The organism is Microbacterium sp. MYb64, from assembly GCF_002979495.1.
GTDB classification, from domain to species: Bacteria; Actinomycetota; Actinomycetes; order Actinomycetales; family Microbacteriaceae; genus Microbacterium; species Microbacterium azadirachtae_A.
This window is the reverse complement of the sequence record NZ_PCOW01000006.1, coordinates 155,392-175,919: the sequence shown is the minus strand read 5'-3', so window position 1 is coordinate 175,919 and position 20,528 is coordinate 155,392. Positions and strand designations below refer to the sequence as shown.

Annotated in this window: 26 protein-coding genes; 16 read left to right on the top strand and 10 right to left on the bottom strand. The window is 67.6% G+C overall.

The genetic code is table 11. From position 1 onward, the window contains the following. Positions 1-29: 29 nt before the first annotated feature. Genes panB through CQ044_RS08230 form a run of 4 tightly spaced genes read right to left on the bottom strand, consistent with a single transcriptional unit; the run spans position 30 to position 3,050 of the window. Positions 30-899, bottom strand: a complete 870-nt coding sequence (gene panB, locus CQ044_RS08245) for a 3-methyl-2-oxobutanoate hydroxymethyltransferase (protein ID WP_105688019.1) — start codon at positions 897-899, stop codon at positions 30-32. Then, positions 896-1,321: an aspartate 1-decarboxylase gene (gene panD, locus CQ044_RS08240; protein ID WP_105688018.1), complete on the bottom strand. Its 426-nt coding sequence runs from the start codon at positions 1,319-1,321 to the stop codon at positions 896-898. Before panD ends, panB begins: the two co-directional genes overlap by 4 nt. Then, a complete protein-coding gene (gene panC, locus CQ044_RS08235; protein WP_105688017.1) occupies positions 1,321-2,187 on the bottom strand; it encodes a pantoate--beta-alanine ligase in 867 nt (288 codons plus the stop codon). Before panC ends, panD begins: the two co-directional genes overlap by 1 nt. After that, positions 2,184-3,050 (bottom strand): DUF2520 domain-containing protein, encoded by an 867-nt coding sequence (locus tag CQ044_RS08230; protein ID WP_105688016.1) that lies wholly within the window; start codon positions 3,048-3,050, stop codon positions 2,184-2,186. The genes panC and CQ044_RS08230 overlap by 4 nt, the downstream gene beginning before the upstream one ends. A gap of 274 nt (positions 3,051-3,324) precedes the next feature. Here CQ044_RS08230 and CQ044_RS08225 point away from each other — a divergent pair, with 274 nt between their 5' ends. From CQ044_RS08225 to CQ044_RS08210, 4 genes are all read left to right on the top strand, one after another. Next, positions 3,325-3,771, top strand: coding sequence for a hypothetical protein (locus CQ044_RS08225; RefSeq protein ID WP_105688015.1), 447 nt, complete (start codon positions 3,325-3,327; stop codon positions 3,769-3,771). Between the two features lie 20 nt (positions 3,772-3,791). Continuing rightward, positions 3,792-4,022 (top strand): hypothetical protein, encoded by a 231-nt coding sequence (locus CQ044_RS08220; protein WP_146116761.1) that lies wholly within the window; start codon positions 3,792-3,794, stop codon positions 4,020-4,022. After that, complete coding sequence (locus CQ044_RS08215) at positions 4,019-4,411, top strand: type II toxin-antitoxin system VapC family toxin (RefSeq protein ID WP_105688013.1); 393 nt, start codon at positions 4,019-4,021, stop codon at positions 4,409-4,411. Before CQ044_RS08220 ends, CQ044_RS08215 begins: the two co-directional genes overlap by 4 nt. Positions 4,412-4,545: 134 nt before the next feature. Next, positions 4,546-4,962 (top strand): (deoxy)nucleoside triphosphate pyrophosphohydrolase, encoded by a 417-nt coding sequence (locus CQ044_RS08210; protein ID WP_105688012.1) that lies wholly within the window; start codon positions 4,546-4,548, stop codon positions 4,960-4,962. An 18-nt stretch (positions 4,963-4,980) separates the two neighbouring features. On the opposite strand, the gene CQ044_RS08205 is transcribed toward CQ044_RS08210, so the two are convergent. After that, on the bottom strand, positions 4,981-5,868 hold the full coding sequence (locus CQ044_RS08205; protein WP_219844937.1) for an HNH endonuclease: 888 nt from the start codon (positions 5,866-5,868) through the stop codon (positions 4,981-4,983). Positions 5,869-5,956: 88 nt separating this feature from the next. On the opposite strand from CQ044_RS08205, the gene CQ044_RS08200 reads away from it, so the two are divergent. The 6 genes from CQ044_RS08200 to CQ044_RS08175 all read left to right on the top strand — a co-directional run bounded on the left by CQ044_RS08200 (position 5,957) and on the right by CQ044_RS08175 (position 11,318). Continuing rightward, complete coding sequence (locus CQ044_RS08200; protein WP_105688011.1) at positions 5,957-6,346, top strand: nucleotide pyrophosphohydrolase; 390 nt, start codon at positions 5,957-5,959, stop codon at positions 6,344-6,346. Next, on the top strand, positions 6,343-8,097 hold the full coding sequence (locus CQ044_RS08195; RefSeq protein WP_105688010.1) for a DUF2075 domain-containing protein: 1,755 nt from the start codon (positions 6,343-6,345) through the stop codon (positions 8,095-8,097). The genes CQ044_RS08200 and CQ044_RS08195 overlap by 4 nt, the downstream gene beginning before the upstream one ends. Before the next feature lie 47 nt (positions 8,098-8,144). Next, complete coding sequence (locus tag CQ044_RS08190) at positions 8,145-8,471, top strand: hypothetical protein (RefSeq protein ID WP_105688009.1); 327 nt, start codon at positions 8,145-8,147, stop codon at positions 8,469-8,471. Between the two features lie 81 nt (positions 8,472-8,552). Continuing rightward, entirely contained in the window at positions 8,553-9,122 is a 570-nt protein-coding gene (locus tag CQ044_RS08185; protein WP_105688008.1) for a helix-turn-helix domain-containing protein, read from the top strand. Positions 9,123-9,188: 66 nt separating this feature from the next. Beyond that, positions 9,189-10,115 carry an NAD(P)/FAD-dependent oxidoreductase gene (locus tag CQ044_RS08180; protein WP_105688007.1) on the top strand — a complete coding sequence of 309 codons (927 nt, stop codon included), beginning with the start codon at positions 9,189-9,191 and terminating at the stop codon, positions 10,113-10,115. A gap of 75 nt (positions 10,116-10,190) precedes the next feature. Then, positions 10,191-11,318, top strand: a complete 1,128-nt coding sequence (locus CQ044_RS08175) for a nuclease-related domain-containing protein (RefSeq protein WP_105688006.1) — start codon at positions 10,191-10,193, stop codon at positions 11,316-11,318. A gap of 14 nt (positions 11,319-11,332) precedes the next feature. On the opposite strand, the gene CQ044_RS08170 is transcribed toward CQ044_RS08175, so the two are convergent. The 4 genes from CQ044_RS08170 to CQ044_RS08160 all read right to left on the bottom strand — a co-directional run bounded on the left by CQ044_RS08170 (position 11,333) and on the right by CQ044_RS08160 (position 15,059). Next, on the bottom strand, positions 11,333-12,928 hold the full coding sequence (locus CQ044_RS08170; protein WP_105688005.1) for an APC family permease: 1,596 nt from the start codon (positions 12,926-12,928) through the stop codon (positions 11,333-11,335). A 123-nt stretch (positions 12,929-13,051) separates the two neighbouring features. After that, positions 13,052-13,576, bottom strand: a complete 525-nt coding sequence (locus tag CQ044_RS08165) for a hypothetical protein (RefSeq protein WP_146116760.1) — start codon at positions 13,574-13,576, stop codon at positions 13,052-13,054. A gap of 320 nt (positions 13,577-13,896) precedes the next feature. Beyond that, entirely contained in the window at positions 13,897-14,418 is a 522-nt protein-coding gene (locus CQ044_RS19400) for a hypothetical protein (RefSeq protein ID WP_146116759.1), read from the bottom strand. 68 nt (positions 14,419-14,486) lie between these two features. Continuing rightward, the gene (locus CQ044_RS08160; RefSeq protein WP_258133210.1) at positions 14,487-15,059 is read right to left on the bottom strand and encodes a TetR/AcrR family transcriptional regulator; all 573 of its coding nucleotides are present in this window, start codon (positions 15,057-15,059) and stop codon (positions 14,487-14,489) included. Between the two features lie 106 nt (positions 15,060-15,165). On the opposite strand from CQ044_RS08160, the gene CQ044_RS08155 reads away from it, so the two are divergent. Next, positions 15,166-16,161 carry an SDR family NAD(P)-dependent oxidoreductase gene (locus CQ044_RS08155; protein WP_105688003.1) on the top strand — a complete coding sequence of 332 codons (996 nt, stop codon included), beginning with the start codon at positions 15,166-15,168 and terminating at the stop codon, positions 16,159-16,161. A 131-nt stretch (positions 16,162-16,292) separates the two neighbouring features. Here the strand turns inward: CQ044_RS08155 and CQ044_RS19805 are convergent, their stop codons facing one another. Then, on the bottom strand, positions 16,293-16,424 hold the full coding sequence (locus tag CQ044_RS19805; RefSeq protein WP_258133209.1) for a hypothetical protein: 132 nt from the start codon (positions 16,422-16,424) through the stop codon (positions 16,293-16,295). Positions 16,425-16,761: 337 nt separating this feature from the next. Between CQ044_RS19805 and CQ044_RS08150 the strand changes: the two genes are divergently transcribed. The 5 genes from CQ044_RS08150 to CQ044_RS08135 all read left to right on the top strand — a co-directional run bounded on the left by CQ044_RS08150 (position 16,762) and on the right by CQ044_RS08135 (position 20,505). Beyond that, positions 16,762-17,070 carry a hypothetical protein gene (locus CQ044_RS08150; protein ID WP_105688002.1) on the top strand — a complete coding sequence of 103 codons (309 nt, stop codon included), beginning with the start codon at positions 16,762-16,764 and terminating at the stop codon, positions 17,068-17,070. Positions 17,071-17,187: 117 nt separating this feature from the next. Then, positions 17,188-19,530, top strand: a complete 2,343-nt coding sequence (gene purL / locus CQ044_RS08145) for a phosphoribosylformylglycinamidine synthase subunit PurL (protein ID WP_105688001.1) — start codon at positions 17,188-17,190, stop codon at positions 19,528-19,530. Between the two features lie 18 nt (positions 19,531-19,548). After that, positions 19,549-19,713: a hypothetical protein gene (locus tag CQ044_RS19525; RefSeq protein WP_181158231.1), complete on the top strand. Its 165-nt coding sequence runs from the start codon at positions 19,549-19,551 to the stop codon at positions 19,711-19,713. A 78-nt stretch (positions 19,714-19,791) separates the two neighbouring features. Next, positions 19,792-20,115, top strand: coding sequence for a cupin domain-containing protein (locus tag CQ044_RS08140; protein WP_045271644.1), 324 nt, complete (start codon positions 19,792-19,794; stop codon positions 20,113-20,115). A 39-nt stretch (positions 20,116-20,154) separates the two neighbouring features. Further along, positions 20,155-20,505, top strand: coding sequence for a TraR/DksA C4-type zinc finger protein (locus CQ044_RS08135; protein WP_105688000.1), 351 nt, complete (start codon positions 20,155-20,157; stop codon positions 20,503-20,505). Positions 20,506-20,528 lie beyond the last annotated feature (23 nt).

Here is a 20,528-nt window from a genome sequence, read left to right as displayed (position 1 = left end):
CGACCTGCGATCCGCCGCGATCGACGGCGTCACCGCCCGGCGAGCATCTCCCGCAGCCGCGCGACTTCGTCGGCGGGCATCGAGTACGCGTGCTCCGGGGCTGGATACACATGCTCGCGCACCTCGTCGGCGTAGGCGGTGACGCCGTCGATCGCGGCGGATCGCAGGTCGGCGTAGCGCTTCACGAACTTGGCCGCGCCGCCGTCGTAGATCCCGAGCAGGTCGTGGAAGACGAGCACCTGCCCGTCTGTGGCGGATCCGGCGCCGATGCCGATCACCGGGATGTCGAGCAGGGGCATGAGCGCCGTGGTGACCTCGCTCGGCACCGCCTCGACGACGAGCACCGAGCATCCCGCATCCTGCAGCGCGACCGCGCTGTCGATCACCGCGAGGGCGGCCTCGGCGGTGCGCCCCTGGGAACGGTAGCCGCCGAGCGACGTCGCCGTCTGCGGGGTGAGGCCCACATGGCCGACGACGGGGATCCCCGCGGAGACGAGCGCCCGCGCCCGATCGACCGAGGTGCCGCCCCGCTCGATCTTGACGAGGTCGCAGCCGGTCTCCTTGATGAAGCGCTGGGCCGTGGCGAGAGCCTGCGCATCCGAGGTCTCGTATGAGCCGAACGGCAGATCCGCGACCAGCAGCGGTTTCGTGAGCCCCCGGCGCACGGCCTTCGTGAGCATGATCATCTCGTCGACCGACACGGGCACCGTGCTGTCGTAACCGAGCACGGTCATCGCGGCGGAATCGCCCACGAGCACCATGTCGACGCCGGCCGCCTCGACGATCTGCGCGCCGGGGTGGTCGTATGCGGTGACCATCACGATCGGCTCGCCCGCGGCCTTCTTCGCGGCGAGGTCGCCGAGCGTGAGCCGACGAGCGGGGGCGGCGTGCGCGCTCACTTCGTCTCCCTCCGGTCGCTCAGTGCGGCGCATGCGAGGGCCTCCGTCAGCAGCGTGTCAACGGCCGAATCGACCTGGATGATGGCGTTCGACCGGTCGACATGCACCACGGTCGGCGCGTAGTCCGCGAGGTCCTCGCGCGAGTAGTCGGCGTAGGAGATGACGATCACGGTGTCGCCGGTGTGCACAAGACGGGCGGCGGCGCCGTTGACCTGGATCACCCCGGATCCGCGCTGTCCCGCGATCGTGTAGGTCTCGAAGCGGGATCCGTTGTCCACATCGACCACGTGCACCTGCTCGTGCGGGAGGATGTCCGCAGCCTCGAGCAGGTCGGGGTCGATCGTGATGGATCCGACGTAGTGCAGGTCGGATCCGGTGATCGTCGCGCGGTGGATCTTCGACTTCAGCATGGTGCGTCGCATCAGGCGTCGCCTCTCCTGTCGGCAGAACGAAGGATGTGGTTGTCGATCAGTCGTGCAGCGCCCACGCGAGCGGCGACCGCGAGCAGCCCTTCGCCGTCGAGACGGGTGACGGGCTGCAGAGTTTCGGCGTCACGGAGCTCGAGGTACTCGGGAGTGATGCCGGCAGCGGTGAGGACGGTCCGGGCCGCGGCGGTGAGGGCGTCGGCGTCGCGCTCCCCTGTCTCAGCGAGAGTCTGTGCCGCGTCGAGTGCCCGGTTGAGCGCCGTCGCCTGCGCACGGGCGTCGGCGTCGAGGTAGACGTTGCGCGAGCTCATCGCGAGACCGTCGGCCTCGCGCACGATCGGGCACGCCTCGATCCGCACGTCGAGGTTCAGGTCGCGCACGAGCCGGCGGACCACGAGGACCTGCTGCGCATCCTTCTGCCCGAAGTAGGCGACGTCGGGGGCGACGATACCGAACAGCTTTGCGACGACCGTGGCGACGCCGTCGAAGTGATGCGCGCCGCGGCTGGCGCCGTCGAGCACGTCGGTGATGCCGCTGATATGGATCGTCGTGGCGAAGCCGTCGGGGTAGATCTCGGCAGGTTCCGGAGCGAAGAGGATGTCGACGCCGCTCTGCTCAGCGAGGCCGGCGTCGCGCTCCTCGTCGCGCGGGTAGCTGCTGAGGTCCTCGTTCGCACCGAACTGGGTCGGGTTCACGAACAGCGACACCACGACCAGGTCGTTGTTCGCCCTGGCTTCCCTCATGAGCGACAGGTGACCGGCGTGGAAGGCGCCCATGGTCGGCACGAGGCCCACGGTCCTGTCCTGGTTCCGGGCGTCGCGGACGGCCGCGCGCACCTCGGCGATCGTGCGGATGATCCTCATGCGCGGCTCCTCTCGGAATCGGTCGTCGACTCACGTTCCACGGTTCCTGAGCGCCCTTCGTCTCGTCGCTCTGCTCCTCGCTCAGGAACCGCGAAGCGAGACGAAACGCCGTCACCGGCGGTCGCAGCGAGCGCACGGGTCTGCGCGGTCAGCGCGTCAATCAGCGGGAGCAGTTCGGGGACGCCGTCCACGACGGCCGCCCGCTGCCGGGTAACGGTCTCCTCGTCGCCTCGGGCGATCGGCCCGGTGAGCGCCTCCGCGGCGCCGACCTCGACCCAGTTCTCGACGGTCTGCCGCACGAGCGGGGCGAGGATCGCACGCGCCTCTGCCGAAGGGATCCCGGCCGACCCAGCAACCTGCTCGGCCGCGTCGAGCACGGCGAGCAGCAGGTTCGAGGCGATCGAGGCGGACGCGTGGTACCCCGCACGGTGCGCGTCGTCGACGCGGAACGGGTGCGCCCCGATGGCGTGGGTCAGCTGCTCCGCTATCGCCAGGGCTTCCGGCGTTCGTCCGTCGATCGCTGCGCCGATGCCGTGGAAGACGACGGGCGACTCGGACCCTGTGAACGTCTGCAGCGGATGGATGCTGAAGTCGACGTCGTCGAGACCCGTCGCCCCGGAGACGTGACCGATCAGCCGCGCATGCGGGCGCGCAGCCTCTGCCGCGTCGTGGATCGCCGCGTCAGGAACGCACAGAACAACGAGGTCGCTCGCGGGGATCGCGTCGCCGCGTCCGAGCGGCCCATTCACGTCGAGTCCAGCTTCACCGAGCGCCCGTGCGAGCACGCTGCCGAGCCGCCCGGCACCGATGACGGCGATGCTGCGGGCCGGCGCGGAAGGCACGGAAGGGGCGGATGCGTTCATTGTTGGACCCTGGGCGGGATCGGCGTCCGGGACGGGTCGAGTATCCGCCCGCGGACGGATACTCGCCAAATCGGAGATCAATAAGAAGCCTACTTAACGCCAATCATGACGCATATTGATCTTGTCGAACGCTTCTCACTTGTTGATACGATCCGCGCTAGCCCTGAGCGACTTCTCGCGGACTCGTCCCGCACATCTCGAAACTGGTACGAGTTCTTCCCCTGGTCCGTTCGTGGTGCGGACCTCCGTTGGGGTCACGACGCAGGCTGAGCGGATGGGAATCAGATACTTCGCTTTCGCGGTTTCGACCAGGCAGATCGCTCAGTCACGAGAGTGCCCGCGGGGATGCTTCGACGGAGCCGATGCTTGGGATCACTGGGAGCCGGGAGAAGATCCCACCCTCGACCTCGACAAGTGCTATCCCGAGCTTCAACTTCTCCTAGGAGGCCCTCCGGCTCGCGCGTCCTTCGCGCTCGTCGAAGGCGCCGTCACGCACCACCGCTACGGCTGGTTGCCGTACACCAAGACCCTCGACAACGATGCCGCTCGCGCGATCGCCGACGACCTGGGCGAACTCCTCGCCGACCCCGCGAGCTTCGTCGAGGTCGGTTGTCGATTCGAAGGCGGCCGCGACTGCGTGCCAGGCAATCTCGTCCGCGCCAGAGAGTTCGCTCAACGGGTCGCGGACGCAGGGTTCGGTATCCGCTATCAGATCGGATGACACGCATGCATACTGTAAGCATGCCGAACGTGCTGATTCGAGACCTCGACCCGGCGGTGCACTCCGTTCTGTCAGCGCGAGCGGAAGCGCGCGGACAGTCGCTTCAGCAGTACCTGACGGCGGAGCTCACGCACCTGGCTGAGCGGCCGACGCTGACGGAAGTGCTCACGGAGCTGGGTCAGCGCCCGCCACGGCACATCCCTCGCGAAACGATCCTCAAGGCGATTCGAGACGGCCGGCGGGGTCGATGATCGTCGTCGACGCCTCGGCGGTGGTCGAGTTGCTCGTCGATCACGGAACCGCTCCGCCGCTGCTCGACCGCCTCGTGAGCGAGACTCTCATCGCTCCCGACGTCCTGCCCGTCGAGACCGCCTCGGCGCTCCGCGGCTTGCACCTCGGGGGACATCTCGACAGTCATGACCTCGACGTCGCCTGCAACGACCTTCTTCGCCTCCCCATCGACCTCCACCCCACGCTGCCGATGATCCCGAGAGTGCTGGCACTTCGAAGCAACTTCTCCACTTATGACGCGAGTTATGTCGCGCTCGCGGAGGCGTTCCGATGCCCCCTGCTGACGCTCGACCGGAGGCTGGCGAAGGCAGCCCGACTGCATTGCGACGTGGAACTGGTGGACTGGTGACGTTCAGGATGGGCCGCCTGACCATGTCCACACACGGAAACCAAGATCGCGGCGGCCCGGCGGCTCGCCCCATGCCAGGGCGTGACACCGCGAACCATGCGGCGGCCGCACGCCCCAAAAGCCCGGAGTTCCGATTGAAGAAGCAGATCGAAGTCGTCGGCGCGGTTGTCATACGGGACGGCACCGTCTTAGCGGCCCGGAGGGGGCCTCAGATGTCTCTCGCCGGACAATGGGAGTTCCCTGGGGGAAAGATTGAGGCTGGCGAACGCGCGGAGGATGCCCTCGTGCGCGAAATGCTTGAAGAGCTTTTGTGTACTGTCCGAATCGGAAAGCACGTTGCAACCACAACCCACGAATATGACTTTGGCGTCGTCAGGATCTCCACGTTCTATGCGACGCTGATCGGCGCTGAACCAAGACGAACTGAGCATTCGGAGATCCGTTGGATACCAATTCCTCACCTACGCAGTGTCGAGTGGGCTCCGGCAGACGTGCCCACAGTCGAACGCATCATGTGCGAGCACGCGAATAGGCAAACCCCCGACAAGTAGCGGCGCTTGCCGTGCAACTTATCCGGAGAAGATCGCGAATCGGACGGCAAGACCTTCCTTGGACGGCCATTCCATTTCACGCCGGGGCAGCGACAGTTTCTGACCGTGCATGTTCTGCAGCCCATACCGCAGCATCGGACCGTCCACTTCGTCGAGCAGATCACGATCGATTCGCACCTGGTAGTCAGGGGTAATCCCCAACAGGTTCTGGTCGTACGAAGCGTGATGGATCTTGCAGAGCGCGAGCCCGTTGGTCACGTCCGCCACGCCGCCGTCCTCGGAATCGGCGATGATATGGGCAGCATCCAGCAATTCCGGATGCTTCAGATCGCAGATCGCGCACGACGATGCGTAGGCCCGCAGAACTCGCGCGCGAAACACCGGCTGATGTAGGCGCGCGCGGACTAGGCGCTCGGCATACCGGCGCTCGGTTTCCTTCAAATGCAACGGGTCTTCAAAGAAGCGCAGCGACTCATCGAGAGCGAGGTGTACTTGCCGGTTGACCGGATCGTCATGCACGACATACACGGGATAAAAGGCGACATAATGCCCAGGTCGTACGCCGAGAAAATAGGCAAGGGGATCCCCGTTCTCGTATGCAGCACGGAGCTTTACGTTGTCGCCCCCATCGCGCGACTGATAGGAATACCGCACAAGACCCTCAGGGCTAATGCCGTCTGCGTACTCTGTCTTCTTCGAGCTCGTCATGATGGTGAGCGTCGCGTCGAAGTCTGCTGGGTTGCGGATCCCGCGACTTGTATCCAGCAGAGGGATCCGCTCACCATTGTAGGTGTAGTTCGTAAGTTCCTCTCGGCTGAACTCGTACGCTCCCGAGTTTCGACGAGCATCCAGCCATCGGAAGACATCCTCTCGAATCGCCTGTTGTTCAAGGGGCAGCCTCTTCATGTGCTCAATCTATCGGCGACGAGGTCTCATGATTTGGCACCCTGGACCGCCGCCCGTCCCGAGCGAGCCGCCTGCTAGCCTCACCCCCATGCCGTCCCCTACTACCCTCGCCGCCCTCCGCACTTTCGTCGAGGAGCGCGACTGGGACCAGTTCCACTCCCCGGAGAACCTCGCGAAGAGCATCGCGATCGAGTCCGGCGAACTGCTCGAGTGCTTCCAATGGGGTGGCGAGTTCGACCAGACGCAAGTCGAAGAGGAGCTCGCCGACGTCGTCACGTACTGCATTCACCTTGCGAACCGGATCGGCGTCGACCTCGACGACATCGTGCTGCGGAAGCTCGAGTCGACCCGGGCAAAGTACCCGGCCGACCAAGCACGAGGACGGATGGTGAAGTACACCCAGCTCGCGTCCGAGCGCGACGCGAAGGCTCAGGCGAACGACGTTTCCGGCACCACATCAGACGCGGATCCTTCATGACGCGCATCGAGCACGTTCCCTTTCAGAGGGGCGCGATCGACGCGCAGGCGCTCACGGATCCGCAACTCACGAACTGGCCGGTCGTGTATGTGATCGACGGCGCCCCGCACCGGCGCGCCGCACCGGATCTGTACGTCGGCGAGACGGTGAACACGCACAAGCGCATGGTCCAGCATCTGGCCGGACCGAAACGCGGAGCACGACTCGAGACGATCCATGTCGTCGTCGACGAGCGGTTCAACAAGTCCGCCTGCCTCGACCTAGAGACGCATCTCATCCGCTGGTTCTCCGGCGACGGCAGATATCAGGTACTGAACGGCAACGCAGGGCTCGCCTCCGATGCGCAGTACTTCGATCGCAGTCGCTACCGGGAGTCTTTCCGCGACATCTTCGAAGAGTTGCGCAGGGACGGGCTGTTCACACGGAGCATTGACAAGATCGAGAACAGCGACATGTTCAAGCTGTCGCCGTTCAAAGCGCTCAACCGCGATCAGATCTTCACCGTCGACAACATCCTGAAGGCTCTCCTCGACGATCTACGCGAGCCCGAGGCGCGCTCGACGCTCGTCGTCCAGGGCGGCCCGGGAACAGGCAAGACGATTGTCGCCATCTTCCTCATGAAGCTGCTCGCCGACATCGCCGCCTATCAAGACGGTGATGAGATCGAACAGGACTCGCTGTTCGCCGACTACTTCCTCCGGGGCAATCGCGAGTTGCTCGCAAGCCTCCGCATGGCACTCGTCATCCCCCAGCAATCCCTGCGCAAGTCAGTGCAGCGCGTGTTCGGCAAGACGTCGCGACTGGATCCGAAGGCAGTGCTGAGCCCTTTCCAGCTCGCCGAATCCAAGAACGACTTCAACCTCGTCTTCGTCGACGAGGCCCATCGGCTCGGGCAGCGTGCGAATCAGGCCTCGGGCGTGCAGAACAAGAAGTTCACGCACATCAACGAGCAGCTGTTCGGCAATGACGATCCAGGGCATACGCAACTCGATTGGATCCGCGGGCGCAGCCGTCATCAGGTCCTCCTCGTCGATCAACTCCAAACCGTGCGGCCTCATGACCTGGCACCCGCGGTGCTGGAGCAGGTTGTCCACGCGGCGGCGGATCGCGGCCACCACTTCCATCTCATGACGCAGATGCGCGTGAAAGCGGAGGCCGACTACGTCGGATTCATCCGAGCAGCACTTCGCGGCGAAGATCCAGCTCGGCCCGATCTCGGCGACTACGACCTCCACTTCTTCGACGATCTGAGCGAGATGCGCACAGCGATCCGCGCCGCCGACAACCGCTTCGGGTTGTCCCGACTGGTCGCCGGATACGCCTGGGACTGGGTCACAAAACCTGGGAAGAACAAGAAGCGTGTTGCCGACTTCGACATCGAGATCGACGGCGAGCAGATGCGTTGGAATACGGCTGACAAGGATTGGATCAACTCCCCCGGCGCCCCGAACGAGGTCGGCTCGATCCACACCGTGCAGGGCTACGACCTCAACTACGCCGGAGTGATCATCGGCCCCGACTTGCGGCTGGATCCCGCGACCGGGCAGATCATCGCGGACCGCGAGAACTACCGAGATAAGAAGGGCAAGGAGAACACTGGATCCTTCGCCGGCGGGTTCTCCGATGACCAGTTGCTGACGTTCATCCGGAACATCTACGGAGTGCTGCTGACGCGCGGCATGCGCGGGACTTACGTCTACGTATGCGATCCGGCCCTGCGCGAGAGACTCCGGCCGGTCTTCGAGGGCTGATTGGGCGCGACCTCAGCGCCCCGCACCCGATGCGCAAGTATGGATCCATGACCACCCAGCGAACCGTCGTACTGCACGTGTCGGATCGGCCGGAGGACGTCACCCGGGCCATCGGCATGGCCGGCATCCTGCACGGGCATCGCCCGGAGACCCGGATCCGGATCATCGTGAACGGCCCGGCGATCCCCGGCGTCGCCGCCGATGCCGCTCCGCTTCCGGCGACGGACGTCGCCACGGTCGAGGCGTGCGAAGGCGGCCTGCGCAGCCATCGCATCTCCGTCGAGGCGCTCCAGCCCGGCATCATCACGGTGCCGGCCGCCGTCGTCGCGCTGAGCGACGCCCAGTTCGAGGGTGCTGCCTACGTGCGTGTCTGACGCACACCTCGACCGCGCACGCAGAGCAGCGGCGGCACAAACGGCCCCAGCCGCAGAACGACCCGACAGATCGGAGATCGTGTGGACGATGACGAGGTGATCGACGGCGTCGGCGTCCGGCTGCGCGGATTCCGCACCGCCCGCAACCTCACGCTGGCCGAGCTGTCCGCGCAGACCGGGCTGACCCCCAGCACGATCTCCCGCCTCGAACGCGGTCACATCCGACCGACCCTGGAGCAGCTACTCCCCCTCGCACGCGTCTACGCGGTCCCGCTCGACGAGCTCGTCGCGGCGCCCCGGGTCGGAGATCCCCGCGTCCACCTGCGACCGGTGCGACGGCACGGGCTCACCTACATCCCCCTCGGCGTCCACGCCGGCGGCCTCCAGGCGTTCAAGGTGATCTACCCGCCGCAGTCCTCGACCCGGCCGCCGCGTGACAACACGCACCCCGGACGCGAGTGGTTCTACGTCCTCAGCGGCACCGTGAACCTGTCGCTCGCGGGCCAGCTCTCCACGCTCGCGGCCGGGGAAGCTGCCGAGTTCGAAACCCTCACACCGCACTGGATCGCGAACGCCCGAGACGACATCCCGGCGGAGATCATCGCCATCTACGGGCAGCAGGGCGAGCGGGTGCACCTCACTGACGTCTAGTCAGCCAAAATTGCAGATCTGCAACAGGGCTCGCCCAAATCGCATCCCGCGTGGTTCCTTGTCGGAATGAACACCGAATACGACGCGATCATCGTGGGGGCCGGCCCGGCAGGGCTCAGCGCCGCGCACATGCTCGGCAGAGCCCGCCGCTCCGTCCTCGTCATCGATGGCGCAGAGCCGCGCAACAGATTCGCGAGCGCCATGCACGGAGTCCTCGGCATCGACAACCTGCCACCCGCCGAGCTGCGCTCCCGCGGACGCACCGAACTCGATCCGTACGACGTCACGTTCATCGATGGTCAGGTCGACCAGGTCACCGCATCGGACGACGCCGTCACCGCGCACCTGGACGCGCAGACGTTCACCGCTCGCGCGCTCGTCGCGGCCACGGGCGTGACCGATTCCCTCCCCGACGTCCCCGGCCTCGCCGAGCACTGGGGAACCCGCGTGCTGCACTGCCCCTACTGCCACGGCTGGGAGGTGCGGGGGCAGCGTCTCGCGGTCATCGCGACGAGCACGATGAGCCCGTTCCAGGCGCAGCTCGTCCGGCAGTGGAGCGATCGGATCACGGCATTCACCGCCGCCGCCGAACCCCTCGACACGGAGACGAGGCAGCGACTCAGCGCCCGCGGAACCACGATCATCCCTTCGCCTGTCACGTCCGTGACGGTGGCTGCCGACGGCGCGCTCCTCCTCCGCACCGAGGACGGCGTCACGACCCCCGCGGACGCGATCTTCCTCGGAACGGCACTCCACCCGCGCGACGAATTCCTCCCCGAGGATCTTGTCCGCATCGACACCGAGCACGGCCCTCTCCTGCGCACTGACCCGTCGGGCCGCACCAGTCACCCGCGGATCTGGGCCGCCGGCAACATCACCAACCTCGCCGCCAATGTCCCGATGTCCATGGGCGCAGGCTCCGCGATCGGCGGAGCCGTCAACGCCTCGCTCATGTTCGAGGACACCGACCGCGCCATCGCCGAGATGCGCTGACGATCGGAATATCGGATCCGTCCGGCGCGCAGTCGGTTGCCGGGAAAAGTCGGCCGTGCCTGATTGGCTGGACGGATGGAGACATCCACGCTCGCTCTGATCGTCACCGCCGCGGTCTTGTTCATCGCCCTCGTCGCCATCGCGTGGGTGATGAGCCGGCGCACCCGGCGCGCCAAGGAGGAGCTCGCCGCGGCGCAGCAGGCGCATTCCTCGGAGGAGAGCGCGCTCGCCGCTCGGCACGCGGGCGAGAAGCGGGAGCTCCAGCAGCAGCACGACTCGACGCTCGCCGAGCTGGCCGTCCGGAACGATTCGCAGACGCAGCAGCGCCTCGCGGAGCACGAGACCGAGATCACCCGCCTGCAGGCCGAGCGCGATGCCGCGGTCAAGGCCGGGACCGAGTCCCAGCAGCTCGCAGGGCAGGGCATGCGGTGGGAACTCGCCTCACGGGAGCTGCTCGTCGACGCGTGCACTGCCGCAGGACTCGACGCGATCATCGCGACGAACATCGTGTTCTCTCCGCACGACGACGAGGCCACCGCGCCGTACTGCGTGCAGCTCGACCACCTGGTGATCACCGAGAAGGCCGTGGTCCTCGTCGACAGCAAGAACTGGAAGGGGCTCATCTTCGACGGGAAGAAGCCTTCGTCGATGGCCGGTGCGTTGTCCATCCTGTTCGACGAGGCCGCGCTGCCGACGTCGTACGCGATCTCGTTGAAGCGCGACAGCGCCGGATCCGTGATGGTGCGTTCGAAGCTCGAGCACGAGTCGCCGGCGTTCCAGTTGCGGCGGCAGGCCCGGCGGTTCCACGGCCACCTCGCGGCCCGGCACGGCTCCGCCCCGTACCTGCAGACGTGCGTCTTCTACTCGCATCCGGACGCGCGGGTCTGGACGGACGGACTGGATGAGGGCGAGCGCGGCCGGGCGACCCGGATCGCCTCGGCCCGCACGATCCAGAAGGCGCTCATCGACGTGCAGGCGGACGGATCCGCGGCGCCGACGTCGCATCAGCTGACCCAACTGGTCGCGACCGTCCGCGAGCTCGGCGCCGACCTGCACGGCACCGGCCGATTCGCCTCCGAGTTCGCCAGCCCGGTGCCGCTCACGTTCCGTGTCCCCGCGCGCGCCGCGCGGACGACCGCTTCCGCGCCGACGGCGACGCAGGACGGACCGCGGATGGCGACCCGACGGCGCGCGGTGGCCTGACCCGCCGCCGGGGCTTACAGCCCGTCGTCGAAGACCTGCTGCGCCGACGTGTCCTTGGTGGCGTCGGTCTGGGCGAGCCGTTCGCCGCGGAAGAACGCCGGATCCGCCTTGGCCTGCACGAACATCAGGATCACGCCGATCCCGAGCACGGTCACGCCGATGATCCCGACCAGGCCCACCCCGGCGATGTTGCTGCCGGATCCGGCCGACGGGTCCATCGCGTCGATCGTCGTCTTCACGAACACGATGAGCAGCAGGATCCCGCCGATGCCCGGGAGCACGACCTTCGAGATCACGGATCCGAGGCCCTCGCGGAACGCGGACTTGCGGAAGTACCAGGGGCTCGCGAGGGCCGTGATGCCGTAGTAGAAGCAGACCATCATGCCGAGTGCGGTGATGGTGTCCCACAGCACGTCTTCGCTGATGAAGCGCATGACCGCATAGAACACGGAGGCGACGAGCGAGGAGAGCAGCAGCGCCACGTGCGGAGACTTGTACTTCGGGTGCACCTTCTTGATCGCTGCCGGCAGCGCGCCGTAGTGCGACATCGCGAGCAGCGTGCGCGCGGGCGAGATCGCCGTGGAGTTGATCGACGCCATGGCGCTCACCAGGATCGCGAGCGAGAGCAGGATCGCCGCCGGCCCCATGACCGGGTGGGCGAGCGCTGCGAAGACGTTCTCGATGATCTCGGGGTTGCCGAGGCCGGTCGGCCCATCGCCGAGACCCGCAAAGGCGACGGTCGCGGTCGCAGTGCCGACGTAGAGGACGACGAGGATCCCGACCAGGATCATGGCCGCCTTGCTCTCGGTCGACAGGCGACCCTTGGACGGCTTCGTCTCCTCCCCCATGGTCAGCACGGTATCCCAGCCCCAGTACACGAAGATCGAGACCGCGATGCCTGCCGCGAAGGCGCTGAAGCTCGACACCTCGAACGGGTTGAACCAGCTCAGCTCTGGCATCTTCGCCTGCTTGTTGGCGGGGTCGCCCGCGCCCACGAACATCGCGACGACGAACCAGACCATGACGGCCATCTGGAAGATGACGGTGATGTACTGGAAGATCTTCGTCGACGTCATGCCGCGGTACGAGATGTAGGTCGCGAGCGCCATGAAGGCGAGGCACACGAGGATGTTGATGAACTTGTTCGCCGCCAGATCGGCGATCGACGGATCCCCGACGAGGATGCTGATCGACTGGAACAGGAACTCCACCGCGATGCCGGCGAGGTTCGACAGCACGAGGACTGTCGCCGCGACGAGGCCCCATCCCGCCATCCAGCCGATCCAGGGGCCGAACGCGCGCGTCGCCCAGGTGAAGGACGTGCCGGAGTCGGGCATCGCAGAGTTGAGCGCGCGGTAGCCGAGCGCGACGAGCAGCATCGGAATGAAGCCCATGAGGAAAATGGCGGGCGTCTGGTAACCGACCTCGCTCGCCGCCGGGCCGACGGCGGCCGTCAGCGTGTAGGCGGGCGCGCACGTCGAAATGCCGATCACCAGGGCGCCGAGCACGCCGACGGTTCCCGTCGGAAGGCCCTTCTTGCTGATCCCGGTGACCGAGTCGAGGGTTCGCGTCGCCGGATCCGATGTGGCCTGGTCGTACTTCTCTACCATGAGAGTCCTGCTTTCCTGCGTGGGTAGCGCGTGTGCGGCGGCGATGAGCGGATCGGGAGCTCGTGACCGCGTGCCGCGATGTTACGACCTTATGGGTTGGCTGAATGGTTGCGGAATCCCCTTTCAGCAGCCGGGAGCCGACGGGCGCTCATGACAGGTGCCGAGCACGAGAGCCGTATGCGCCTTGACGACACGGATCTCCTGCGCTGCGGGTGGGCCGTTCAAGGTGCCGCGGATCGGGATCCAGCCGCTGCCGAGGTCGACGTCCGCGGTGTAGGTGACAGTGACCGTGGCGGTGTACCGACCGGCTTCCTTGTAGACGTGGCTCGTATTCGTCGGGGTGAACTGCGCCTGGCGGTTGGCATCCCACGCAGTGCCGGGCCCTGCGCTGTCTCGGCGTTCTCCGTCGCCGTAGTCGAAGGCGTAGTTCACCGGAGTGAAGCGGATACTCAGCGCCCGGCCGAGGATCGTGCCAGGGATGGTCTCGGTCTTCGCACTGCTGAGGAAGTTCGCCGGCAGGCCGACGACCGCGACGTTGCCGGGCTCACTGCCGACCGTGGCGGCGGACGGGACGAATCGGGCGAGATCGGTGATGGTGACGCTCCAGCTGCGGCCGCCGGGTATCCGTACGGCGTCCACTCCGCCCACGGGCCTGAGTGAGCGGCAATAGGCGCTCGGCGGCCCTGGGGTTGCCGCGCAGGCTTCCTGCGGGGACGGGGTTGGGGTGTTGCTACCCGGGTTGGGGCCGCCGCCCCCGTTCGTTTGGGGCTCGCTGTCGTCAGTCTCGGAACCTCCGACGATGACATCGCCTCCGCCAGCGACACAATCACCGTGGAGGATCTCCTCGTACGTGCAGACCCGATCCTGCACGACAAAAGGGACATCGACGGTGCAAATTGCTAGGACGGACAACACACTGAAGAGCGCCCCTACATGCGCCGTGCTCGACTTGATGGTCCGACCGAATGTCATGTGCATGGCACAGCACCCGGGGACATCGCGATGATCTTCAGATCGATCCCCTCGGAGAGGAACCGGACATCGAGACTGACAAGAGCAGGCCTGGAGCCGGGTGTGATGTCCTCCCCCTGAGAGCTAAGAATCTTGGTTGTCGAAACGTCTAGACACACCGCAGCACGAACAGACCCGTTGGCGGGTCCAGCACTTTCGCCAGTGAATCTGGCTAGCTTCGTTGCGCCTTCAACCCTGGTTCCGTTGGCCTTTGAGGCGCGCTTCGACTCGATGTCTCGACTGAGGGCGTCGCCAGTCAGATACAGCTCGGGCTTCGCGGACTGGTCGCCGCCCTGCAGCGCATTCTCGGCTGTGACGTAGTCGCGAAACACCCGCTCCGCCGCCTTGAACGCTTCCGCTTCGCTTGCGAACAGCGGGGTGGGTGTCGGTTCGGGAGTCGGGACGGGCGTGCAGGCTGAGAGCCCGATCACGCCCGCGACGACGGCCGTGGTGAGGAGAGCACTGCGCCAGGGAATCATCCCGACACCGTAGCCAGATCCGCCGGAGCGCCGCAGAAGTTATCCACAGGCCCGGCGAAGGACGGGACTCAGCGCACCGCGAGCCCGTGCATCACCAGGTCCACGAGTGCATCCAAGCGGTCCGCCGAGAGCGGGCGGCCGAGCAGCGCCGCGTACGACGTCGCCGCGACGAACTGGTCCGCCACGGCGGCGGGGTCGGCGTCTGCCCGCACCGCGCCTTCCTCCTGAGCACGGAGGATCCGGGCGACGATCCACGACACGATCGGATCCGCGAATCGATGGTTCAGGGCAGCGCCCAGCTCCGGATCCGTCGCGGTCACGGCGATGAGCGCGCGGGCGAGCTCCACGTTCTCTGAGCGGGACAGGTGCTCGCCCGCGGTGGCGAACCACGCCCGCAGGTCCGCCGCCAGGTCCCGCGAGAACGGCAGGGCGACGTCCGCGCCCGGAAGCGAGCCCTCGAGCAGCGCCTCGCCGAGGATCGCCGCCTTCGAGCCCCACCATCGGTAGATCGTCTGCTTCGAGACCCCCGCCTCTGCGGCCAGTCCCTCGATCGTCACGGCGTCGTAGCCGTCTGCGGCGAGCGCACGGCGCATCGCCGCCAGCACGGACTGGCGGGCATTCTCACTGCGCGGACGAGGCACCCTCCGAGGGTAGCGAGGTGTACGCTCTTGAATAAGTGGACGCGCCGTTGCGAAATTCGATCGCAGCCGAACCTACCGGATCCACAAGCGAACGAAGGAGACACCCATGGCCCTGACCGCGAATTCCTCCATCGGCGACTGGCTGGCAGATGCGACCGGCGGCGAGCTGATCCGCGGGCTGCTGGCGCAGTCCGGCGCGAGCGCCGACTCTCTCACCCCCGTGCTCGGCCTTCCGCTGCAGCAGCTCGTCGTGATGAGCCAGGGCGCCATGCCGCAGTCCGTCGTCGACGACCTCGTGCGCGCGGCGAACGGCGGAGTGATCCCCGCGGATGCCGCCCCGCAGGGCTGGACCGAGCAGGTTACGCCCGGACGCTTCGCTGGGAAGACCGTGATCGTGACGGGCGCCGCATCGGGCATCGGCAAGGCCACCGCCTCGCGCATCGCCCGCGAGGGCGGTCGCGTCATCGCGTGCGACATCGCGGCGGACAAGCTCGACGCCCTCGCCGCGGAGCTCCCCGGCATCGTGACCGTCGCCGGCGACCTCACCCAGCAGGGCGCGATCGACCGCGTCGTCGCCGCAGCGGGCGACCGCATCGACGCCCTCGCCAACGTCGCCGGCATCAACGACGACTTCTCCCCCGCCGGCGAGACGCCCGACGCCGTCTGGGACCGCGTGATCGCGATCAACCTCACCGCGCCGTTCAAGCTCATGCGCGCGGTGCTGCCCCTCATGGAGGCGGCGGGACGCGGATCCATCCTCAACGTCTCGAGCGAGGCCGGCCTGCGCGGCAACGCGTCCGGCAACGCCTACACGGCCAGCAAGCACGGCATCATCGGCGTCACCAAGTCGGCGGCCTTCATGTACGGCCCGAAGGGGATCCGCGTGAACTCCGTCGCTCCCGGCGGTGTCGCGACCGGTATCCCGATGCCGCCGCACATGTCCGAGTACGGATCCGCCCGGCTCGCGCCGTTCCAGCAGGCGATCCCCACGGTGGCCACGGCCGAGCACCTCGCCGCGTCGATCACGTTCCTGCTCTCGGACGACGCCGTGAACATCAACGGCGCGATCCTCGCCTCGGACGGCGGGTGGTCGGTGCAGTAGCGAGTCGCCGCACGCGCCCGACAGCGGGACACCTGCACGACGCGGGACCGTCTGCACGACGCGATCGCCGGATCCGTCGTGCAGGCGTGCCGAAGTCGTGCAGACGTGCCACGCGGAGGGAGCAGCCCGGGCTACTTGCGGCGCCGCACCACGAGCACGATGAACAGCGCGACGAAGACGGCGACGAGCGCTCCTGCGGTGATTCCCACGGTTCCTCCCCAGCGGCGCGGCCCGACATGGGCGGCGGGCTTGGATTGTCGCACACGGAGTTCGGCACAGGCATCGCGCGGCACGGCACGGGCGCGGCACTCGCGCCCCACGAGCGCAGACGTCTACCCCGATCTCCACAGCCGGTCAACCCCCTGTGCACAGCACCGGATCGTGCCTACCGTCGTCCTCGTCACCGGGAGATGGATACGGGAGATCCCGGCGCATGCGGGGCTTCTCTGGGCTTCAAGTCCTCGCCAAGCCGCGGAACTCCCAGGGTCCGGGCCGGATCACCACCGGCCCGGGTCCTCTCCCGTCGGCGCCGAGCGGATCGCCACACAGAAGAGCGGTGTTCGCATGCAGGATCCGGTGGAAAGGCGTAGCGTCCGGACCATGGCCATCCTCTACTACGGCGGCGCCGAGCACTCGATAGAGATCGAGGACATCGCCCTCGCCCATCTGAAGATCGTGATCGCGACGAAGCTCCGACGCAATGAGAGCTTCACCCTGTCCTGGCGCCATGACAGCGACCAGCCCCGCGGGCGCTCGACGATCTGGCTGCACCCCTCCATCCCGCTGCGGTTCGAGTTCGACGATCCGACGCCGCCGGAGATCGACCCGCGGCGCATCCAGGCCTATGCGAACTCCGCCAACACCTCCGGCGGGATCCTGCTCCCCGACGAGGCCACCCTGGCACTCTGAGCACCCCTGAGCCCTTCGAGTGCGAGGACGAGCGGCCCCGAACGGGGCGGCGGACCGACCAGCCCCGCCGCAAGTAGACTGGGTCCTGCCCCGCCTCCCCTCGCTCCAGGAGCCCGCGTGACCTCTCCGAACACCCCCACCGACCACGTCCCCGACTCGGTCGCCAACGCTGAAGCGACTCCGGAGAAGGAGCAGCCGTACGCGGCGCTCGGCCTCAAGGACGACGAGTACGCGCGGATCCGCGAGATCCTGGGCCGCCGCCCCACGTCGGGCGAGCTGGCGATGTACTCGGTCATGTGGAGCGAGCACTGCTCCTACAAGTCCTCGAAGAACTACCTGCGCCGGTTCGGGCAGAAGGTCTCGGATGAGATGAAGAAGCGCCTCATGGTGGGCATGGGCCAGAACGCGGGCGTCATCGACGTCGGCGAGGGCTGGGCCGTCACGTTCAAGGCCGAGTCGCACAACCACCCCTCCTTCATCGAGCCGTTCCAGGGCGCGGCGACCGGCGTCGGCGGCATCGTCCGCGACATCATCTCGATGGGCGCCCGCCCTGTCGCTGTCATGGACGCGCTGCGCTTCGGGGCGATCGACGACCCCGACACGGCCCGCGTCGTGCACGGCGTGACCGCCGGCATCAGCTTCTACGGCAACTGCCTCGGCCTGCCGAACATCGGCGGCGAGACGGTGTTCGACGCCGTCTACCAGGCCAACCCGCTCGTGAACGCGCTCGCGGTCGGCGTGCTCCGCCACGAGGACCTCAAGCTCGCGAACGCCACCGGCGTCGGCAACAAGGTCGTGCTGTTCGGCGCCCGCACCGGCGGCGACGGCATCGGCGGCGCGTCGATCCTGGCCTCCGACTCCTTCGACTCGACGGGCCCGACCAAGCGTCCCGCCGTGCAGGTCGGCGACCCGTTCGCCGAGAAGGTGCTCATCGAGTGCTGCCTCGAGCTGTACCGCGATGAGCTCGTCGAGGCGATCCAGGATCTCGGTGCCGCGGGCATCTCCTGCGCCACGAGCGAGCTGGCCGCGAACGGCAACTCCGGCATGCACGTGTCGCTCGACAACGTGCTGCTGCGCGACCCCACCCTGACCGCTGAGGAGATCCTCATGTCGGAGTCGCAGGAGCGCATGATGGCGATCGTCGCCCCCGAGAAGCTCGACGCGTTCCTCGCCGTCGTGAAGAAGTGGGACGTGGAGACCTCCGTCCTCGGCGAGGTCACCGGCGACGGCCGCCTCATCATCGACTGGCAGGGCGAGCGCATCGTCGACGTGGATCCCTCCACGGTCGCCGTCGATGGCCCGGTCTACGACCGCCCGGTCGCCTACCCGACCTGGATCGACGCGCTGCAGGCCGACGCCGCCGAGCTGCTCCCCCGCGACAACACCCCCGAGGCGCTCGAGCAGCAGTTCCTCGCGCTGCTGGAGAGCCCGAACCTCGCCGACACCCGCTGGATCACCAACCAGTACGACTACTACGTGCTCGGCAACACCGCCCTCGCCTTCCCCGACGACGCCGGCATGATCCGCGTCGACGAGGAGTCGGGCCTCGGCTTCTCGATCGCGACCGACGCGAACGGCCGCTACAGCCAGCTCGACCCGTACGCGGGCGCGCAGCTCGCCCTCGCCGAGGCGTACCGCAACGTCGCCGTCACGGGCGCGGAGCCGACGGCCATCACCGATTGCCTGAACTTCGGATCCCCCGAGAACCCCGAGGTCATGTGGCAGTTCGGCCAGACGGTCGACGGCCTCGCGGACGGCTGCTTCGAGCTCGGCACCCCGGTCACCGGCGGCAACGTCTCGTTCTACAACCAGACCGGCGACGTGCCGATCCACCCGACCCCGCTGGTCGGCGTGCTCGGCATCATCGACGACGTCTCGCGCCGGATCCCCTCCGGCTGGCAGGACGAGGGCCAGAACATCTACCTGCTCGGCACCACCTCGACCGAGCTGTCCGGATCCGCCTGGGCCGATGTCGTCCACGGTCACCTCGGCGGTCTGCCGCCCAAGGTCGACCTCGCCGGCGAGAAGCGCCTGGCGGGCCTGATCGGCGCGGCGCGCGACGAGTGGCTGATCTCCTCCGCACACGACCTGAGCGAGGGCGGCCTCGGCCAGGCTCTCGCCGAGGGCGTCATGCGCTTCGGCGTCGGCGCCCGCGTGTGGCTGACCGAGCTCATGGAGCGCGACGGCGTGGACGCCGCGACGGCGCTGTTCTCCGAGTCGGCCGGCCGCGTGATCGTGACCGTCCCCCGCGAGGACGACGTGAAGTTCCAGGGCCTCTGCGAGGGACGCGGATACCCGGTGCTGCGCATCGGCGTGACCGACAGCGCCCCGCAGCTCGAGGTGCAGGACGTCTTCACGGTCTCGGTCGACGAACTGCGCGCGACCTCCCAGGCGACCCTGCCGGCCGCGTTCGGCCCGACCGTCGCGGACACTTCGACGGGCTCAGTGGTCGAGGCCTGACGGCCCGCGAGGAAGCTCATGAACAGCACCCCCGACCCTTCGGCTGGCTCAGGGACCGACGAGGACCTCTCGATCTACAGCACCCGGCGGCAGCGCCGGATCCGCATCACCGCGTGGGTCGTGATCGTCGCGCTCATCCTGGTGGGCGGCGGATCCACCGTGCTCGCCGTGCTGCTCGGCTGAGACGCCGGAACCATTCAGGGCGCCGGGGTTCATCTCCGGCGCCCTGCGGCGTACCCTCGGGCAGGGAACGGAGGCGCCATGACCGTCCAGCCCATCGACGTCGCCCTCGACGCGAGCATCGAGGGATTCCTCATCGGATCTCCGGTGAGCATCATCCGCGAGTACGCATCGACGCCGGGATCCGGACCGCGACTGCACCGGCATCCCTACGTCGAGACGTTCGTGATCCACCGCGGTCGCGCCCTGTTCACGGTCGGCGAAGAGCAGGTCGTCGGCGCGGGCGGGCAGATCCTCGTGGTGCCGGCACTCGTCGCGCACCGGTTCGAGGTACTCGACGGCGGCACGTACGAGGCCACGCACGTGCACGCGAACGATCGGTTCGTGACGGAGTGGCTCGAGTAGAGGTCCGCGGATGTCGGATCCGGCCGCTACCGTGTCGGCATGACCCCCGACGCCCGCGTGCTGCTCGAGGAGCTCCGCGTGCGCGCCGCGGCGCGGGCCGCCTCGGCATCGCATGCGCTCGACGAGCTCGTGCACGACAGGGAGAGCTCGAACGACGACGACGAGCACGACCCGGAGGGCGTGACCCTGTCGTCCGAGTGGTCGCGGCTGTCCGCGTTGCAGGCCGATGCCGCCGCTCAGCTGCAGCAGGTCGACGACGCCCTCACCCGTCTGGCGGCGGGCGTCTACGGGGTCTGCACGTCCTGCGGGCGACCGATCCCGCCCGCCCGGCTCGAAGCGCGCCCGTTCGCCGAGCACTGCGTCGCCTGCGCCGAGCGCCTGGGACGTTGAGGGCGGCGATCGTGGGAGTGCGC